This is a genomic window from Hominiventricola filiformis, assembly GCF_020686965.1.
GTDB classification, from domain to species: Bacteria; Bacillota; Clostridia; order Lachnospirales; family Lachnospiraceae; genus Hominiventricola; species Hominiventricola filiformis.
In genome coordinates this window covers 1-17793 of sequence record NZ_JAJEPS010000018.1, presented here as the reverse complement: position 1 = coordinate 17793, position 17793 = coordinate 1, and the positions used below count along the sequence as shown (strand labels likewise).

Annotated in this window: 12 protein-coding genes, 1 tRNA gene and 2 pseudogenes; 13 read left to right on the top strand and 2 right to left on the bottom strand. The window is 45.3% G+C overall.

The window, feature by feature from the left end; translation table 11 throughout:
- Nucleotides 1-17: 17 nt before the first annotated feature.
- Entirely contained in the window at nt 18-4262 is a 4245-nt protein-coding gene (locus tag LKD36_RS14150) for an acyl-CoA dehydratase activase-related protein (protein WP_308459986.1), read from the bottom strand.
- 229 nt (nt 4263-4491) lie between these two features.
- On the opposite strand from LKD36_RS14150, the gene LKD36_RS14145 reads away from it, so the two are divergent.
- From LKD36_RS14145 to LKD36_RS17710, 7 genes and pseudogenes are all read left to right on the top strand, one after another.
- Nucleotides 4492-5361: a rhomboid family intramembrane serine protease gene (locus LKD36_RS14145; RefSeq protein ID WP_308459985.1), complete on the top strand. Its 870-nt coding sequence runs from the start codon at nt 4492-4494 to the stop codon at nt 5359-5361.
- Between the two features lie 79 nt (nt 5362-5440).
- Entirely contained in the window at nt 5441-5659 is a 219-nt protein-coding gene (locus LKD36_RS14140; protein WP_118771367.1) for a spore coat associated protein CotJA, read from the top strand.
- Nucleotides 5659-5928 carry a spore coat protein CotJB gene (locus LKD36_RS14135; RefSeq protein ID WP_118771366.1) on the top strand — a complete coding sequence of 90 codons (270 nt, stop codon included), beginning with the start codon at nt 5659-5661 and terminating at the stop codon, nt 5926-5928. The genes LKD36_RS14140 and LKD36_RS14135 overlap by 1 nt, the downstream gene beginning before the upstream one ends.
- Nucleotides 5929-6030: pseudogene (locus LKD36_RS14130) on the top strand (manganese catalase family protein); the annotation flags it as partial.
- 78 nt (nt 6031-6108) lie between these two features.
- Complete coding sequence (gene trkA / locus LKD36_RS14125) at nt 6109-7503, top strand: Trk system potassium transporter TrkA (RefSeq protein WP_308459984.1); 1395 nt, start codon at nt 6109-6111, stop codon at nt 7501-7503.
- 10 nt (nt 7504-7513) lie between these two features.
- Nucleotides 7514-8962, top strand: a complete 1449-nt coding sequence (locus LKD36_RS14120) for a TrkH family potassium uptake protein (RefSeq protein WP_308459983.1) — start codon at nt 7514-7516, stop codon at nt 8960-8962.
- Nucleotides 8963-8964: 2 nt separating this feature from the next.
- Nucleotides 8965-9156 (top strand): annotated as a pseudogene (locus LKD36_RS17710) (hypothetical protein); the annotation flags it as partial.
- Here the strand turns inward: LKD36_RS17710 and LKD36_RS14115 are convergent.
- A complete protein-coding gene (locus LKD36_RS14115; RefSeq protein ID WP_308459982.1) occupies nt 9098-9931 on the bottom strand; it encodes a recombinase family protein in 834 nt (277 codons plus the stop codon). The pseudogene LKD36_RS17710 and the gene LKD36_RS14115 overlap by 59 nt on opposite strands.
- A 37-nt stretch (nt 9932-9968) precedes the next feature.
- On the opposite strand from LKD36_RS14115, the gene LKD36_RS14110 reads away from it, so the two are divergent.
- From LKD36_RS14110 to LKD36_RS14085, 6 genes are all read left to right on the top strand, one after another.
- The gene (locus LKD36_RS14110) at nt 9969-10541 is read left to right on the top strand and encodes a manganese catalase family protein (RefSeq protein WP_308460015.1); all 573 of its coding nucleotides are present in this window, start codon (nt 9969-9971) and stop codon (nt 10539-10541) included.
- 542 nt (nt 10542-11083) lie between these two features.
- Nucleotides 11084-11158 (top strand) — tRNA-Pro (locus tag LKD36_RS14105).
- Between the two features lie 145 nt (nt 11159-11303).
- A complete protein-coding gene (locus tag LKD36_RS14100) occupies nt 11304-12584 on the top strand; it encodes a diaminopimelate decarboxylase (RefSeq protein ID WP_308459981.1) in 1281 nt (426 codons plus the stop codon).
- A gap of 219 nt (nt 12585-12803) precedes the next feature.
- On the top strand, nt 12804-15362 hold the full coding sequence (locus LKD36_RS14095) for a heavy metal translocating P-type ATPase (protein WP_308459980.1): 2559 nt from the start codon (nt 12804-12806) through the stop codon (nt 15360-15362).
- Nucleotides 15363-15366: 4 nt separating this feature from the next.
- Nucleotides 15367-15630 carry a metal-sensing transcriptional repressor gene (locus tag LKD36_RS14090; protein WP_118771299.1) on the top strand — a complete coding sequence of 88 codons (264 nt, stop codon included), beginning with the start codon at nt 15367-15369 and terminating at the stop codon, nt 15628-15630.
- An 82-nt stretch (nt 15631-15712) separates the two neighbouring features.
- Complete coding sequence (locus tag LKD36_RS14085; RefSeq protein WP_308459979.1) at nt 15713-16765, top strand: C40 family peptidase; 1053 nt, start codon at nt 15713-15715, stop codon at nt 16763-16765.
- Nucleotides 16766-17793: the final 1028 nt, after the last annotated feature.

The window sequence follows — 17793 nt, the reverse complement described above, 5'->3', positions numbered from 1 at the left end:
GCGCTCCTGACGGCCATCTATGCTTCTTTTTCACGTTTCAGATTTTTATAAGCGGTACTGAGCATCAGTTTGATACGGTTCAGCTGGTTGACTTCACTGGCACCCGGATCGTAATCAATTGCTACGATATTGGAATCCGGATGACGGTGCCGCAGTTCTTTAATAACTCCCTTACCTACAATGTGGTTCGGCAGGCAGGCAAAGGGCTGGGTGCAGACGATGTTCGGCGTATCATTTTCGATGAGCTCCAGCATCTCTGCGGTCAGGAACCATCCCTCACCGGTCTGGTTTCCAAGAGATACGATCTCAGATGCCATATCAGCCATATGGTCAATATTGGAAGCCGGAGAGAAGTGAGTGCTCTTTCGGAGTGCCTTGTCTGCCGGACTCCGGAAGAATTCCAGTGCTTTGATACCAAGGCGTCCCATGCGGGCAGTCATTTTCTTCTTACCCAGGTACTGTGCCTTGAACTCGGTGTTCTTGAAGCAGTAGAGCAGGAAGTCCATCAGATCCGGGACAACAGCTTCGGCACCTTCAGACTCCAGCAGTTCTACCAGTCCATTGTTGGCGGACGGAGAGAACTTAACGAGAATCTCGCCGACAATACCGACACGAGGCTTCTGTTCTTCTGTAACAAGGATATGGTCAAATTCATCTACAATCTGATTACACAGCTGTTTAAAGCCACTCCATGACGGATGTTTTTTCATGAGAAATGCCTTGCAGCGTCCATTGAGACGTTCGTAGGTCTTGTTGGTCTCGCCCGGAACCAGCTCATAAGGGCGGGTATGGTAGACAACTTTCATGAAGAGGTCACCAAATACCAGTGCATATAGTCCCTTGAACAGCATTTCCGGTGTATATTTGAATCCCGGGTTTTTCTCCAGGCCGCTTAAGTTGATGGAGATAACCGGAATATTCGGATATCCTGCTTTTTCCAGCGCACGGCGGATAAAACCGATGTAGTTGGATGCACGGCAGCCACCTCCAGTCTGGGAAATGAGGATCGCCGTTTTGGTCAGGTCATATTTTCCGGATAAAACCGCTTCCATAATCTGTCCGATCACTAAGAGGGACGGATAGCAGGCGTCATTATTTACATATTTTAATCCGAGGTCTACTGCAGTGCGGTCTGCACGGGGCAGTACGTCGATCTTATATCCACAGGAACGAAATGCAGCTTCCAGCAGATTGAAATGAATCGGTGACATATCCGGGCAGAGAATGGTATATTCTTTTCTCATTTCCTCGGTAAATACTACACGCTTATAAGCAGAAGATACGATGGTTCTCTTTTCTTTATTTTTTTCACGGACACGGATGGCAGCCAGCAGGGAACGGACACGGATACGTGCAGCACCCAGGTTGTTGACTTCATCAATCTTTAGGCAGGTGTAGATCTTACCTGAATTAGTAAGGATCTCGTTGACCTGATCGGTGGTAACGGCGTCCAGACCGCAACCGAAGGAGTTAAGCTGGATGAGATCCAGATCCTCTCTGGTCTTTACAAAATCAGCAGCTGCATACAGACGGGAATGGTACATCCACTGGTCCATCACTCGAAGTGGGCGGTCTTCTTCATGAATGTGGGAGACGCTGTCCTCGGTGAGCACGGCCATGCCATAGTTGTTGATCAGTTCCGGAATACCGTGATTGATCTCATTATCTACGTGATACGGACGGCCTGCCAGAACAATACCATGTGCATGGTGTTCTTCCATCCATTTAAGGGTTTCCTCCCCTTTCTGGCAGATATCAAGTCTTGCCTGACGGAGCTCTTCCCATGCAGCTTTGGCAGCATCGGTGATCTCCTGAGCAGTCATGCCTTTTTCTCCGGAGAATTCTTCTACCAGACGACTGGTCATGATCTCCAGGCTTTCAAAGCTTAAGAAGGGATTCCGGAAATCGTAACGGTCGGATTTCAGTTCTTCCATGTTATTTTTAATATTTTCCGCATAGGAAGTAACAATCGGGCAGTTGTAATGATTGTTGGCATCCTTGAACTCGGAACGTTCATAAGGAACGCAAGGATAGAAAATAAATGGAATGTTGTGCTGCAGAAGCCATTTTACATGTCCGTGAGCCAATTTAGCCGGATAACACTCGGACTCACTGGGGATGGATTCAATTCCCTGTTCATAAAGCTCGTGGGTGGACATGGGGGAAAGAACAACCCGGTACTTTAATTTTGTGAAGAAAGTAAACCAGAACGGATAGTTCTCATACATGTTCAACACACGCGGGATGCCGACCAATCCACGGGTGGCGTCAGTATCACTGAGCGGCTCATAGGAGAAGAGCCGCTCATTTTTGTAAGCGAACAGGTTTGGAGCCGGATTTTTCTTTTTCTCTTTGCCCAGACCACGCTCACAGCGGTTACCGGAAATATAGCGGCGGCCGTCGGAGAATTTGTTGATGGTCAGACGGCAGTTGTTGGTACATCCGTGACATTTGGTCATGGAGGTGGAATACTGCAGTTCTTCCATCTGCTCTTTGGTGAGCATGGTGGTTTCCTGACCTTCGTAACGCTCTCTTGCGATCAGGGCAGCACCGAATGCACCCATGATGCCGGCAATATCCGGACGGGTAACCTGACAGTCTGCGATTTTCTCCAGACTTCGCAGAACTGCATTATTATAAAAAGTACCGCCCTGTACGACGATATTCTTTCCAAGGGAAGAAGCATCGGATACTTTGATTACTTTGAAAAGAGCGTTTTTGATAACCGAGTAAGCAAGTCCGGCGGAGATATCGTCTACACCAGCCCCTTCCTTCTGTGCCTGTTTTACACGGGAGTTCATAAATACCGTACAGCGGGTTCCCAGGTCGATGGGGTTCTTTGCAAAAAGAGCAGCCTGAGCAAAATCCTGAATAGAAAGATTCAAGGATTTTGCAAAAGTCTCAATGAAGGAACCACAGCCGGAGGAACATGCCTCATTCAGCTGTACATTGTCAACCGTATGATTTTTAATACGGATACATTTCATATCCTGTCCGCCGATATCCAGAATGCAGTCTACATTTGGATCGAAGAACTGAGCAGCGTAGTAGTGGGAGATGGTCTCTACTTCGCCTTCATCAAGCATGAGCGCTGCCTTCACCAATGCCTCGCCGTATCCGGTTGAGCAGGAACGGACAATGTGTGCTTTTTTTGGAAGCTTGGAGAAGAGATCCTTCAGGGCTTCCAGGGTGATATGTAAAGTGCTTCCGTTATTATTGTGGTAGAAAGAGTACAGAAGAGATCCGTCTTCACCTACCAGAGCAATTTTTGTAGTAGTAGAACCGGCATCAATACCAAGAAAACAGTTTCCTTCGTAGGTGGACAGATCCTTTTTCACTACTTTTGCCTGAGCATGACGCTCACTGAACTCGTCGAATTCTTTCTGATCGTGGAACAGCGGATCCAGACGCTGCACCTCAAAGGCAATCTGAATCTTAGATTGCAGGCGCTTGATCATGTCCTCCACGGAGACTGCTTTTTCTTTCTTGGAGAGAAGGGCAGATCCGGAAGCTGCGAACAGATGGGAAAACTGGGGGATAATGGTGTGCTCCTCATCCAATTTCAGGGTACGGATAAAGCATTCACGCAGCTCAGAGAGAAAGTGAAGAGGTCCTCCTAAGAATGCAACATGACCGCGGATTGGCTTACCACAGGCAAGTCCACTGATGGTCTGGTTGACAACTGCCTGAAAAATAGAGGCAGACAGATCCTCTTTTGTTGCACCTTCGTTAATGAGCGGCTGAATATCCGTCTTTGCAAATACACCGCAGCGGGCAGCAATTGAATAGAGAGAATGATAATGTTTTGCATATTCATTCAGACCTGTGGCATCAGTTTGAAGAAGAGATGCCATCTGATCGATGAAGGAACCGGTACCTCCGGCACAGATACCGTTCATACGCTGTTCCACATTACCGCCTTCAAAATAAATGATTTTTGCATCCTCACCGCCCAGTTCGATGGCAACATCAGTTTTTGGCGCATAAGTCTGCAGTGCCTCAGCAACGGCAACCACTTCCTGCACAAAAGGTACGTCCAGATACTGAGCCAGGGTAAGCCCGCCGGATCCGGTGATTACCGGATACATATGGAAGGGTCCTAAAGTGTTTACTGCTTTTTCCAGAAGATCTGCGAGTGTCTCCTGAATATTGGCAAAATGCCGTTCATAATCTGAAAATAAAAATTTGTTCTCGTCATCCAGTACCGCAATCTTCACGGTCGTGGATCCAATATCAATTCCAAGTCTGTAACATTTGTTCATCTTATCATTCCTGTCTGTAGCGGAAAACCGCATGAATTCTATATTTTTCCTTAGTTCGAAACATGCTACATTATATGGAAAGGATTTGGTAAAGTCCATAAAGATTCTGTAAAGATTTCTTAATCCTTTATAATAGGAAGCATTTATCGCAGCGTTGACAAAAGCCACGGTGAAAACTATAATAGTTTTTATCACATTCAATAAAAACCAGTATGGAGGAACTCACTGTATGAAATGGCTGGATAAGCTGGAACGAAAATATGGGAAATATGCCATTCCCAATCTGATGTATTATGTGATTATACTGTATATTGTGGGCTTTGTAATTAATATTGTGGCTCCAGAACTGTATACGGAATATCTGGCTCTGGATGCGCAGGCAATTCTTCATGGTCAGATCTGGAGAATTTTTACTTTTATTATTCAGCCGCCGAACAGCAGTTACTTTTTTATCCTGTTTGCATTGTATTTGTATTATATGATTGGAAAGACGTTGGAATATATGTGGGGAGCATTTCGGTTTAATCTGTATTTCTTTTCCGGTATGTTGCTTCATGTGATTGCATGTCTGTTGATTTATTTGGTTTTTGGAATGAATTTTCAGATGGGTTCTTTCTATTTGAATATGTCCCTGTTCTTTGTGTATGTGGCATTGTTTCCCGATGCGGAGTTTTTACTTTTTTTCATTATTCCGATCAAAGCAAAATGGTTAGGAATTATTGAAGGGGCTTATTTTGCCATTACTATTGCGGCAGGATTTATTGTCCCGGTAGGGAGCACTTTGTGGTTTTCCCTTTTGCAGGCAGGTATTATGGCGCTTCCGGCTAACAGTATTTCAGCGTTGTTATCGCTTCTGAACTTTATTATTTTCTTCCTTGGAAGCAACCGGAACCGATTTTCACCGAAGCAGGCCAGAAGACGGACGATATATCAGAAAAAAGTACATGTGGCATCTCAAAATAATACACATCATCGCTGCGCAATTTGCGGACGAACGGAGAAAGATGATGAGAATCTGGAATTCCGTTTCTGTTCCAAATGTAAAGGCAATTATGAATATTGTCAGGATCATCTGTTCACACATGAACACAGAAAATAACAGTATATGTCATTAGAAGGTGATAGATTCATTTCTATCACCTTTTTTTGTATCCGGACATAGGATAGAGCATAAAGGAATGAGAAAGGATCTAAAATCATTGGAAAATTATCAGAGATATTCCGAAAACTGGAATACGCAGAGATTCCTGAAAGGGGAAGACTACCCGGTAGCAATGGCCTATGTACCATGGCAGCGCTGGGGAACGTTATATGATCCGGAAAAAGGACTGGAATGCGGAACTATATTTCCGGATTTAAATAAGCCGTTTCTTGGAGTGAGAGGAGGATGCAGATAATGGCAATGAATGCACCGACCAGGCAACAGATGCTAAAATGGGTGGATATGGTCAGTTTCTCTGCTCACGAGGCAAATCTTTATCTTGATACACATCCATCAGACCCGGCTGCGCTGCAGTATTTTCAGGAATATACGCAGCTTAGAAAACAGGCACTTCAGGATTATGCCGCCATGTACGGACCGCTTACCGTTGATCTGGCGATAGGATCTCGAGGAAAGTGGGATTGGATTCAGCAGCCATGGCCATGGGAAGGAGGAACTTGTTAAATGTGGAATTATGAGAAAAGACTTCAGTATCCGGTAAATATTTCGAATCCGAATCCGAAATTGGCACAGCTGATTATTTCGCAGTTCGGCGGACCCAATGGCAGGAGATGATTGCAGTTTTTGCTGCAGGGTGTTATATTATTGACAGTTAGATATAATGCGGGAGGATTAAGGTACACTATGAACATTATTATTGCAGGCTGTGGTAAGGTTGGACGGGCACTTGCAGAGCAGCTCAGCAAAGAAAAACATGATATTACGGTTATTGACCTGAAACCGGAGAGTATCCAGCTGGTAACCAATGCAGCGGATGTACGCGGTGTAGTGGGAAACGGCGCAAGCTATGATATCCAGATGGATGCCGGGGTGGATAAGGCAGATCTGATGATTGCCGTGACCAATGCGGATGAGGTAAACCTACTTTGCTGTCTGATTGCAAAAAAAGCAGGAGGATGCCAGACCATTGCCAGAGTACGTAACCCAGTTTATCATCACGAGATTCACCATATCAAAGATGAACTGGGATTGTCCATGGTCATTAATCCGGAATGGGCAGCAGCCATGGAAATGGCGCGTCTGCTACGGTTCCCGTCAGCCATTGACATTGATACTTTTGCAAACGGAAGAATAGAACTCCTCCGATTCCAGCTGGATGACAAAAACCCACTGTGTGGCCACAAGATCCGTGATCTGGATACATTGTCAAAATGCGAAGTGCTGGTCTGCATCGTAGAGCGTGGAAACGAAGTACGGATTCCAGGTGGAGAATTTGTGCTGGAAAATGGAGATATGATTTCTGTGGTGGCTTCACCACTGAATGCCAGCCGTTTTTTCAGAACCATCGGTATTGAGACTAATCAGGTAAGAAACACTATGATTATCGGTGGTGGAAAGATTTCTTTTTATCTGGCAAAACGTCTGCTGGAGATGGGAATTCAGGTAAAAATTGTCGAGAAAGACCGTGCAGCCTGTGAGCGTCTCTGCGAGCAGCTGCCGAAGGCTATGATTATCAACGGAGATGGAACAGATCGGGATCTTCTGGCAGAAGAAGGGTTGGCCAGTGCAGAAGGATTTGCAGCTTTGACCAATATGGACGAGGAAAATGTCATGCTGTCCCTCTATGCAAAGAGCATGAGCAAGGCAAAAAAGATTACAAAGATCAATCGAAATACATTTGATACGATTATTGGTTCTCTTGGAATCGGGAGTCTGATTTATCCGAAACATATCACTTCTGAGACTATTTTACAGTATGTGCGTGCCATGCAGAATTCTATCGGAAGTAATGTGGAGACGTTGTATCGTCTGGTAGATGGAAATGCAGAGGCATTGGAGTTTATTATTCGCGGCGAAAGTGAAGTGACGGACATTCCGCTGCAGGAGCTGGATATCAAAGCGAATACGCTGGTTTGCGCAATTAATCGAAAAGGCCGGATCATCATTCCGAAAGGTCAGGATCGTATTCAGGTGGGGGATTCTGTCGTCATTATTACGACAAATTGCGGAGCATTTAAAGATGTCCGGGATATTCTGAAAAAAACAGCAGCGACCGCAGGACTGTCTGGTCAGAGGTGAGAATAACATAATGAATAAGAAAATGATTCGATATATAGTAGGAAGTATTATTATGCTGGAAGCAGTGTTTTTAATGCTTCCTGCTCTGACAGCAGTGATTTATCAGGAGCTCCACTGTATTCTGGTATTTTTGGGATCAGCAGTATTCTGCCTGGCAGCAGGTGCTCTGCTGCGGGGAAAAAAACCGGAAAATACAACGATATTTTCTGCAGAAGGTTATGTGAGCGTTGCATTCTGCTGGGTGGCTCTTAGTCTTTGTGGAGCAATCCCGTTGTATTTCAGTGGTTCCTTCCCAAATCCGGTGGATGCATTGTTTGAAATTGTATCCGGATTTACCACAACAGGATCGTCCGTATTATTGGATGTAGAGTCTGTTCATCGGGCTGTACTTATATGGAGAAGCTTTTCCCACTGGGTAGGAGGTATGGGGGTTCTGGTTTTCATGTTGGCGCTTCTCCCTATGGGAGGCGCTTCCAGTATGCATTTGATGAGGGCGGAGAGCCCAGGTCCATCTGTTGGTAAGCTAGTGCCGAAAGTACGCAGTACGGCAAAAATTCTTTATGAGATTTATTCTTTCCTGACGATTGTCCTGATGATATTGCTGGTGATTTCTGGCTGTCCGGTCTTTGATTCTATTAATCTCGCTTTTGCAACAGCAGGAACCGGAGGATTTGCGGTACTGAACAGCAGTGCAGCAGACTACAATGCGGCGACTCAGTGGATTTTAACCATTTTCATGATCCTGTTTGGGGTCAATTTTAATGTTTATTTTCTGTTTTATGTAAAGAAATGGAAAGATGGACTTCGATGTGAGGAAGCGAGAGCTTATTTAGGTATTATCCTTGGATCAGTGGCACTCATTTCCTTTAACATTTATCATCTGGTGAGAAATGTGGAACTGACAGTGCGTCAGGCGGCATTTCAGGTTGCTTCCATTATTACGACCACCGGATTTGGAAGTGCAGATTTTGATCAGTGGCCTGAATTCTCCAAATGCATTATGGTGCTGCTTATGTTTATTGGCGCCTGTGCGGGAAGTACCGGAGGTGGTATCAAAGTATCCAGAATCTGCATTATGGCGAAATCTGTCATGAAAGAGGTGGCTTACATCATGCATCCCCGCAATATCCGGAAAATTCGTTTTGAAGGAAAGGCGGTGGAACATGAAGTACAGCGTTCCATTAATGTGTTCATGATTTCTTATCTGGGAATTTTTGTGGCATCTGTGCTGCTGATTTCTCTGGACAATCTGGATGGGATCACCAATTTTACAGCTGTGGCGGCGACACTTAACAATATCGGACCGGGACTTTCCTTGGTTGGACCAACCTGCAATTTTTCTATGTATTCAAATTTTGCCAAACTGGTGCTGGTTTTTGATATGCTGGCAGGACGTCTGGAAATATTCCCAATGCTGGTACCAGCGGTCTATCTGTTGCGAAAAAAACAGCTGCGATAATTGTTGTAAAGAATGCCTTCAACGATCAGTGTACCGGTGCCAATCCGAGATATCCGCTGATGTCAGAGATCAAAGAAATCTATCTGAAAGCATTCCACGAAGGATACGTGTTTAGGATGACCCTACAGGCTGATGTCAGCCTGCGGGGTTTTTTAGTTTTATTTGGACCTGTTCAAAGAGAACGGGAGATATGAGAAGCGGCTGGGTTCCCTGTGCGTAAGTCATTTCTACAGTTTCATAAAAATGGTCGTGAGCAGAAGAGGGATGAGCCTGCCTCCGCAGAATTCCGATATAGAATGGGTTGCTGAGAATGTAGCGGATTGCCCGGCTGTCAAATGGGTTTCCGCGGGAGGTGCAGATGCCGCGTGTATTAAGCATACGGGCAATTTCCGGACAGGTGCTTCCAGCTAGAAATTGCTGATAGATCATGGACACATAGGGGGCTTTTGCTTGGTCTGGAATAAAATGGCCTTCCACGACCTGATAGCCAAAGGGAGGAATGGAGACGACGCCACCGCGTTTGAATTTTTCCTGCATACCCCGGCGAACTTCTTGCCCCAGGTTGACAGAGTAATATTCATCCATGGCTTCAAGGAGGGCTTCCATAAGGATGGAAGTGGGGTCATCTGACAGGGGTTCAGTAATAGAAATGACATTTATACCGCATTCACGGCGAAGCAGGGATTTGTAGAAAATACTGTCCTGACGGCTGCGGGCAAAGCGGGAATATTTCCAGACAAGAATCACGTCGAAGGGACGGGGAGTCTCTCTGGCAGCTGAGATCATTTTTAGAAAAGCAGGGCGTCTTGCGGCAGTACGCCCGCTGATTCCTTCATCCATATAGATGTGGGAATCCAGGAGCAGAAGCTGATGGTTTTCAGCATAAATGTGTATCTGGTTCAGCTGGCTTGCAGGGGAAAATTCAATCTGGTCATCGGTAGAAACACGGATGTAGGCAGCAGCATTCATGAAAAGAACTCCTGAAAAAGTGTGGTTACTATATTTTATGCCGGATTGCCTGGCTAACATACCATTGGGCGGTCCCGATGGTGAACTGAGCGCCAGCATGCGGTATCTGGCACAACGTTATACCATGCCGTACCGGGAGTGTATGGCGACACTGACGGATATTGGAACGGAGGAGCTGGCTCATCTGGAAATGATATGCGCCATTGTATATCAGTTGACAAAGAATATGACCATGGAAGAATTAAAAGCATCCGGTTTTGACAAATATTATGTAGATCATACTACAGCGCTGTGGCCACAGGCAGCAGGCGGCATTCCGTTTAATGCCTGCGAGTTCCAGTCCAAGGGAGATGCAATTACCGATCTTACGGAGGACCTTGCTGCGGAACAGAAAGCTCGGACGACGTATGACAATCTGCTTCGACTGGTCAAAGATCCTGAAGTGGCAGATCCGCTTCGCTTTTTAAGAGCAAGAGAGGTTGTTCACTTCCAACGCTTTGGTGAAACTTTACGCATTGTACAGGAAAATCTGGATGCGAAAAATTTCTATATTATGAATCCGGAATTCGATACGGGAATTAAAGGAAAATGCTGTGAGAAAAATGGATAACTGATTGCTCAGGGAATTCACGGTGTACCTATCAGGCTGTAGGATACACCGTGAATCCCAACACCGAGTGCAGGTAGGCGCCTACACTCAAAAGAGCAATGCAGAACATATGAAAAAAAACTGAAAGAGGCGGGTTATGATTCAACGATTGTACAAGAATAAGTTTTTTTACCGAGGCATGTTTTCTCTGACTGAGGTGAGGCCTTACTTGTTAATCGCATGAGCCAGATTACATTTGCCAGATATCCGACTATCAGTACTAAAAGTGTATTCACTGCTACTGGGAGACCAAGCAGTGAATCGATGTTCCACAGTACCAGCCAGCAGAGCAGCATATAAATTTTTGTATGTCTTAAAATGAATGATTTCATGATGTATTCCTCCATTTCTGATGCAAGTATAAAACGGTCATGTAAAACTTATATGTAACAACTGGTAAAATTTACGTAAAATTTAAGAGAAATTGCGAATCGAAACAGGTGGAAAAGCAGAAAAATAATAGTTGCATTTTTCAAAACCATACGGTATAATTAATCCGTTGTCGGGGTATGGCTCAGTTTGGCTAGAGCGCACGGCTGGGGGCCGTGAGGTCGCAGGTTCGAATCCTGTTACCCCGATTTACCAGGGGCTGCCTGAAGCGGCACACTCCGAAGGGGGAGTCCGAAAAATCGGACTCCCCCTTTTTTTTGAGCAGAACTGGTATGTATGTTTTATTGTATTCGCAAACACATTACATATACTACGAAGAGGAGCAAGAGACAGATGAAGAAAGTACCATTTGTTACCAAGGATCAGATCGAAGGTATTGCAAAAATTTATCCGACACCGTTCCATATTTATGATGAAAAGGGAATCCGCGAAAATGTGAAACGTCTTTATGAAGCATTTTCCTGGAATCCGGGATATAAAGAATATTTTGCAGTGAAGGCAACGCCGAATCCATTTCTGATGCAGATTTTAAGTGAATATGGCTGTGGAAGTGACTGCTCTTCCAAGGCAGAGCTGGTTCTGTCAGAGGCTGTAGGAATTACTGGATCTGATATTATGTTTTCTTCCAATGATACACCGTTGGAGGAGTTCGCATACTGCGAGAAACTTGGCGGAATCATCAATCTGGATGATATTACACATATTGAGGCAGTGGAAAAATCCGTTGGCTATCTGCCGAAAACCATGAGTTGTCGTTACAATCCAGGCGGATATTTCAAAATGAGCAACGGCATCATGGACAACCCTGGGGATGCTAAATATGGTATGACCGAGGAACAGATAATCGAGGCTTACAAGATCATGAAATCAAAAGGTGTTGAAAACTTCGGAATTCATGCATTCCTGGCAAGCAACACCGTAACCAATGAGTATTATCCGATGCTTGCAAAAGTATTATTCGAGCTGGCGGTACGTCTGAAGAAAGAGACTGGAGCACATATTACGTTCATCAATCTGTCCGGTGGAATCGGTATCCCGTATCAACCGGACCAGGAACCGAATGATATTATGGTCATTGGCGAAGGAGTGCGTAAAGTATACGAAGAGGTGCTGGTACCGGCTGGCATGGGTGATGTATCCCTGTGCACAGAGCTGGGAAGATACATGATGGGACCGTATGGAGGACTGGTGACTCAGGCCATTCATGAGAAACACACCCACAAAGAGTACATTGGTGTGGATGCCTGCGCAGCAAACCTCATGCGTCCGGCTATCTATGGCGCTTATCATCATATTACCGTTCTTGGCAAAGAGAATGCGCCTTGTGATCATATTTACGATGTAACCGGGTCTCTCTGTGAAAATTGTGATAAATTTGCTGTAGATCGCAAACTTCCGAGAATTGACAAAGGTGATTATCTGTTCATTCATGATGCAGGCGCACATGGACATTCTATGGGATATAATTACAACGGCAAACTGCGTTCAGCGGAACTGCTTTTGAAAGAAGACGGATCTGTACAGCTGATCCGCAGAGCAGAGACACTGAACGATTACTTTGCAACGTTTGACTGTTTTGAAATTGGAAAAAAACTGAAAGAACTTGTAAAATAATTTCTGTCAAATATAAATGAAAATATTCTGAAATAATTAAAATATTTGCCCTGATTTTTTCAGGGCATTTTTTTATCAAAATTATCACAAATAAAGAATCTCATACAAAATTATCACAAATGAAAAATTTGATTGACAGTTCTGGCCTTCCGTGATATAACAAAATCAACAGGACACCCCAGTGGGGTGTATGAGACGAGAGAAAGGATGACATCACGGATGAAACAGAAATATAATGTGACAGGCATGAGCTGCAGTGCGTGCAGCGCTCATGTGGAAAAAGCAGTGAGTAAAGTGCCGGGAGTGAACAGTGTACAGGTAAATTTACTGCAGAACTCCATGGTGGTAGACTATGATGAAGCTGCGACGAATGATCAGGCGATCATTCGTGCAGTGGAAGAAGGTGGATACGGTGCTTCTGTAAAAGGAGAGGAAAAGGCAGAAGAACCCAATGCGGTTCAGAAAAAGGCTGAGGAGGAAGCACGGAAAATGAAGACCCGTCTGGGACTTTCCATTGGTTTTCTGGCAGTCCTCATGTACATTTCCATGGGACATATGCTAGGATGGCCTCTCCCGGGGATTTTGTTGGGACATGAGAACATGATGATCATGGCGTTGACCCAGCTGTTCCTGACTCTGCCGGTGATGTATCTGAACCGGAAATATTATGAAAATGGTTTCCGCTCCCTGTTCCACGGCGCTCCGAATATGGATACCCTGGTGGCCATGGGATCCACAGCAGCTGCAGGTTACAGCGTCAGCCGTCTGTTTGTCATGGGGTATGCTCTGGGACGCGGCGATATTGACATGGCCCATATGGCTGGCATGAACCTGTATTTTGAAGCGGCCGCCATGATACTGACGTTGGTTACCATTGGAAAATACATGGAAAGCCGTTCCAAAAGCCACACCTCTGATGCCATTACCAAGCTCATCGGTCTGGCACCGAAGACGGCACTGGTCTTACGGGATGGACAGGAAGTAGAGATTCCGGTAGAGCAGGTCCAGGTCGGTGAGACCGTCATTGTAAAACCGGGACAGAGCATTCCGGTGGATGGTGTTCTGACCGAAGGAACCGGAACCGTGGATGAATCCGCCATCACCGGTGAGAGTATTCCGGTGGAGAAGAAGAAAGGCGACCGGGTGACCGGGGCGACTGTCAACCGTGCAGGTTATTTCCAGATGAAAGCAGACCGCATCGGCGAGGATACTACTCTTTCCCAGATTATCCGTCTGGTAGAGGAGGCAGGTGGCTCCAAAGCGCCTATTGCCAAACTGGCCGATAAAGTCAGCGGTGTTTTTGTACCGGTGGTCATTACCATTGCTCTGATTACGATTGTGGTATGGCTGCTTCTGGGACAGACCTTCAGCTTTGCACTGGCATCCGGTATCGCTGTACTTGTTATTTCCTGTCCCTGTGCACTGGGATTGGCAACACCGACGGCCATTATGGTAGGAACTGGAAGAGGAGCCGAGCAGGGAATCCTGATCAAATCCGGTGAAAGCCTGGAGACCGCTCATCTGGTGGATACGGTGGTACTTGATAAGACCGGAACCATCACGGCAGGTCATCCGGAAGTAACGGATGTGGTACTGGCAGATGGCAGAAATATAAAAGAACTCCTGAAACTGGCCGCTTCGCTGGAGCAGGCATCCGAGCATCCGCTGGCTGAGGCCATTGTGGAAAAGGCGGAAAAAGAAAGAATTTCTCTGGAAAAAGCTGTAGATTTCAAAGCAGTGGAAGGACAGGGCGTTCTGGGAATCGTTGCAGGCAAGACGGTGCTGGCAGGCAACTTACGGATGATGCAGGCACAGAACATAGCCACAGCGGGACTGGAGACAAAGGCAGAAGAACTGGCCGACCGGGGACGCACCGTTCTCTATATTGCAGCAGATCAGCAGATATTAGGACTGCTGGCAGTGGCTGATACGGTGAAGAAGACCAGCACCCAGGCCATCCGTGAAATGCAGAAGATGGGACTTTCCGTTGTGATGCTGACCGGTGACCATGAGAAGACAGCAAAAGCTATTCAGAGAGAACTTGGCATTGAGCGTGTGGTAGCAGAAGTGCTTCCGCAGGATAAGGAAAAAGAAGTCAGAAGACTGCAGGCAGAGGGACATAAAGTTGCCATGGTAGGCGACGGTATCAACGACGCACCGGCGCTGGCAAGAGCCGATGTGGGGATTGCCATCGGTGCAGGAACCGACGTAGCCATTGAGTCCGCAGATATTGTGCTGATGAAGAGTGATCTGCTGGATGCGGTATCTGCCATTCAGTTAAGCCGTGCAGTGATTAAAAATATTAAGGAGAACCTGTTCTGGGCCTTCTGCTATAATGCCATCGGTATTCCGCTGGCGGCAGGAGTATTTTACCCGTTGCTTGGCTGGCAGTTAAGTCCTATGTTCGGAAGTGCAGCCATGAGTTTCAGTTCTGTATTTGTAGTTACCAACGCACTTCGTTTAAAAGGTTTCAAGCCTTCCTTCAAAAAAGGAAAGCAGGAAATAGAGCCGGAAGAGCTGCACATTGCAGCAGAACCGGTAGCAGAAAAAAAGGAGAAGAAAGAAATGAAAAAGAAAATCAGTATTGAGGGTATGATGTGTGGACATTGCACAGGAAGAGTAGAGAAAGCGCTGAACGGTCTTAGTGGCGTGGAAGCGCAGGTAAGCCTGGAAGACAAAGCAGCTTATGTGACACTGACCGGGGAGGTATCTGATGAACTCCTGAGAAAGACCGTAGAGGATGCAGGTTATGAAGTAACCGGAATTACACAGGAGTAAGCATATGCAGGCAGATCACAAGAAGATAGAACGGCTGTTAAAAACTGCCAGAGGCCAGATCGACGGCATTCTCCGTATGGTGGAAGAGGATCGTTATTGCATGGATATTTCCGCGCAGGTAATGGCAACAGATGCTATCTTGCGGAAAGTCAATAACGAGATCATCAGGGCCCACATGAAAGGCTGCGTTAAGTCGGCGATTCTGGAAGGGGCCGGAGATGAAAAGATTGATGAACTCATGAATGTCGTGGACAAAATTACCAAATAAAACGGGGCATTGACAAACTACTGTAAATATTATAAGATTGTATTCGAAATGTAACAATTTTGTAATATTTACGGGGGTTTCTATGTGGAATTTTTTAAATAAGAAAGTAATCAATGGAGCTGGAGTTCTTCTGGCAGGAATGATGGCAGTATCTGCAGTACCGATGCAGGTGGAAGCATCCGGTGCTCTGGGAATCAGTACACAGGTCGGCATTTCCGGAGAACTGGCACAGGCAGAGAGCACTGAGGCAGTGGAAAGCGCAGTTAATCATGCGGTACTCAATGCATTTCATCTGGATGGATATTCCAATCTGGGAATTGTGAATGTTGCAGAGGGTAAAGTAAATATCCGTGAGAGTGCTTCTACTGAGGGAAAGATCGTAGGAAAGATCGGAAACAACGCAGGATGCGATGTTCTGGATGAGGATGGAGAATGGATCCATGTGAAATCTGGAAAAGTGGAAGGTTATATCAAGTCTGACTATGTATTAACTGGAAGTGATGCCCTGAATCAGGCATCTTCCCTTCTGAAGAAAGTGGCAGATGTAAATACGGAAGGTCTGAAAGTAAGAACCGAACCGAGTACCGAGAGCGAAGTTCTGGATATTGTAGGAAGTGATCAGAGCTTTGATGTTCTTGAAGAGTTGGACGAGTGGGTGAAGATTGATCTGGATGGTGACGAAGGATATCTTTACAAAGATTATGTCAATGTAGGTGCAAAGCTGGAGGAAGCACTGAGCATTTCCGAGCTGATGTATGGTTCCGGTGTATCAGATGTGAGAGTGGCACTGAGCAACTTTGCAAAGCAGTACATTGGAAATCCCTATGTATGGGGTGGAACCAGCCTGACCAAAGGCGCTGACTGTTCCGGATTTGTTCTTTCTGTATTCCGTAATTATGGAATCAGCCTGCCGCACTCTTCTCGTGCACAGGCCAACTGCGGAACCAAGATTAGCCTCTCTGATCTGAAACCGGGAGATTTGATCTTCTACGGCAACCGTTCCGGTATCAACCATGTAGCGATCTACGCAGGTGGCGGACAGGTGGTACATGCCAGCAACCCGAGAGTTGGCATTACCGTATCTAATGTCTATTACAGAAGCCCTGTAAAAGCAGTGAGAGTGATCAAAGATTAATAAGAAATGTTAGAGACCCGGAAAATGGAGAGATCTGTTTTCCGGGCTTTTTCTGTCCGGCAAAAATGACACCGGAACTGCGGACGTTTCCCGTACAAAAAGCCGGTGATTCCTGTGCTGTATGGCAATTTGCCGGGAGCATTTGGTGCATAGCTGCGCAAAAATACGATAGGTTGGGCATATAGAAAATTCACAGGTGAAAATACCCGAAATACTCCGAAAAAATATGATATAATCATAAATTTTCCGGAGAAAAAGCAGTGAAGGGGCAGAAGAAAAGTCAGAGGCTTGTTGACACCCATGAATGGAAGAATTGTTGGGTGTTATGGGAAGGCTTGCGGCTATATATCCAATCCCTGAGAATATATTATAGAAATAATTCTGCCGGATACGAAGTTTGGATGTGCCGGGAGAGAAGATTCTTATATGTCCAAACATTCATGAAAATATGAGAGAACAATTCTGGAAATGTTTCACAGCTCAATTAGATACGTTAGTTCCAGAGTATGAATTGCGTTTTGTTATGGCTTTTCAGTGTGATTCCGGAACTGCAAAAAATGTAAAAAATTAGGCTCATAAAATTTGCAAAAAATGTAAAAAAGCTGTTGACAATTGTCATATGGTTTGGTATTATATCTGAGCTGGATGTGAGAACGGCTGGCACACATGAACTGTGAGTTTGAAAACAACAAACTGAACTTGAAAAAGTTAAAAAAGTTGTTGACAAACAAATGCGAATGTGATAATATGTCAGAGTTGCCGCTGAGGCAACGAGATAAACAATGAACCTTGATAATTAAATAGTGCTTTAAAGATCTTCGAAAATTTGCATATGAGATAAAAATGCAGCTTGCTAGCATTTTTATGATTATGCACCTGCGAACGAAGTTTGCAGGCTTTGAAAAAGATTTAAACGAACAGCTTTAACTTATATAAGTCAAAAGCAACCTAAAAAAACAGTAACGGATAGAACAGCCAAGTGTTGTTCTGAACGGAACAAACTTTAATCGAGAGTTTGATCCTGGCTC

Coding starts and splice junctions, on each gene's coding strand:
- LKD36_RS14150 (WP_308459986.1), bottom strand. CDS start 4,262: ATGAACAAATGTTACAGACTTGGAATTGATATTGGATCCACGACCGTG.
- LKD36_RS14145 (WP_308459985.1), top strand. CDS start 4,492: ATGAAATGGCTGGATAAGCTGGAACGAAAATATGGGAAATATGCCATT.
- LKD36_RS14140 (WP_118771367.1), top strand. CDS start 5,441: ATGAGAAAGGATCTAAAATCATTGGAAAATTATCAGAGATATTCCGAA.
- LKD36_RS14135 (WP_118771366.1), top strand. CDS start 5,659: ATGGCAATGAATGCACCGACCAGGCAACAGATGCTAAAATGGGTGGAT.
- trkA (WP_308459984.1), top strand. CDS start 6,109: ATGAACATTATTATTGCAGGCTGTGGTAAGGTTGGACGGGCACTTGCA.
- LKD36_RS14120 (WP_308459983.1), top strand. CDS start 7,514: ATGAATAAGAAAATGATTCGATATATAGTAGGAAGTATTATTATGCTG.
- LKD36_RS14115 (WP_308459982.1), bottom strand. CDS start 9,931: ATGAATGCTGCTGCCTACATCCGTGTTTCTACCGATGACCAGATTGAA.
- LKD36_RS14110 (WP_308460015.1), top strand. CDS start 9,969: ATGCCGGATTGCCTGGCTAACATACCATTGGGCGGTCCCGATGGTGAA.
- LKD36_RS14100 (WP_308459981.1), top strand. CDS start 11,304: ATGAAGAAAGTACCATTTGTTACCAAGGATCAGATCGAAGGTATTGCA.
- LKD36_RS14095 (WP_308459980.1), top strand. CDS start 12,804: ATGAAACAGAAATATAATGTGACAGGCATGAGCTGCAGTGCGTGCAGC.
- LKD36_RS14090 (WP_118771299.1), top strand. CDS start 15,367: ATGCAGGCAGATCACAAGAAGATAGAACGGCTGTTAAAAACTGCCAGA.
- LKD36_RS14085 (WP_308459979.1), top strand. CDS start 15,713: ATGTGGAATTTTTTAAATAAGAAAGTAATCAATGGAGCTGGAGTTCTT.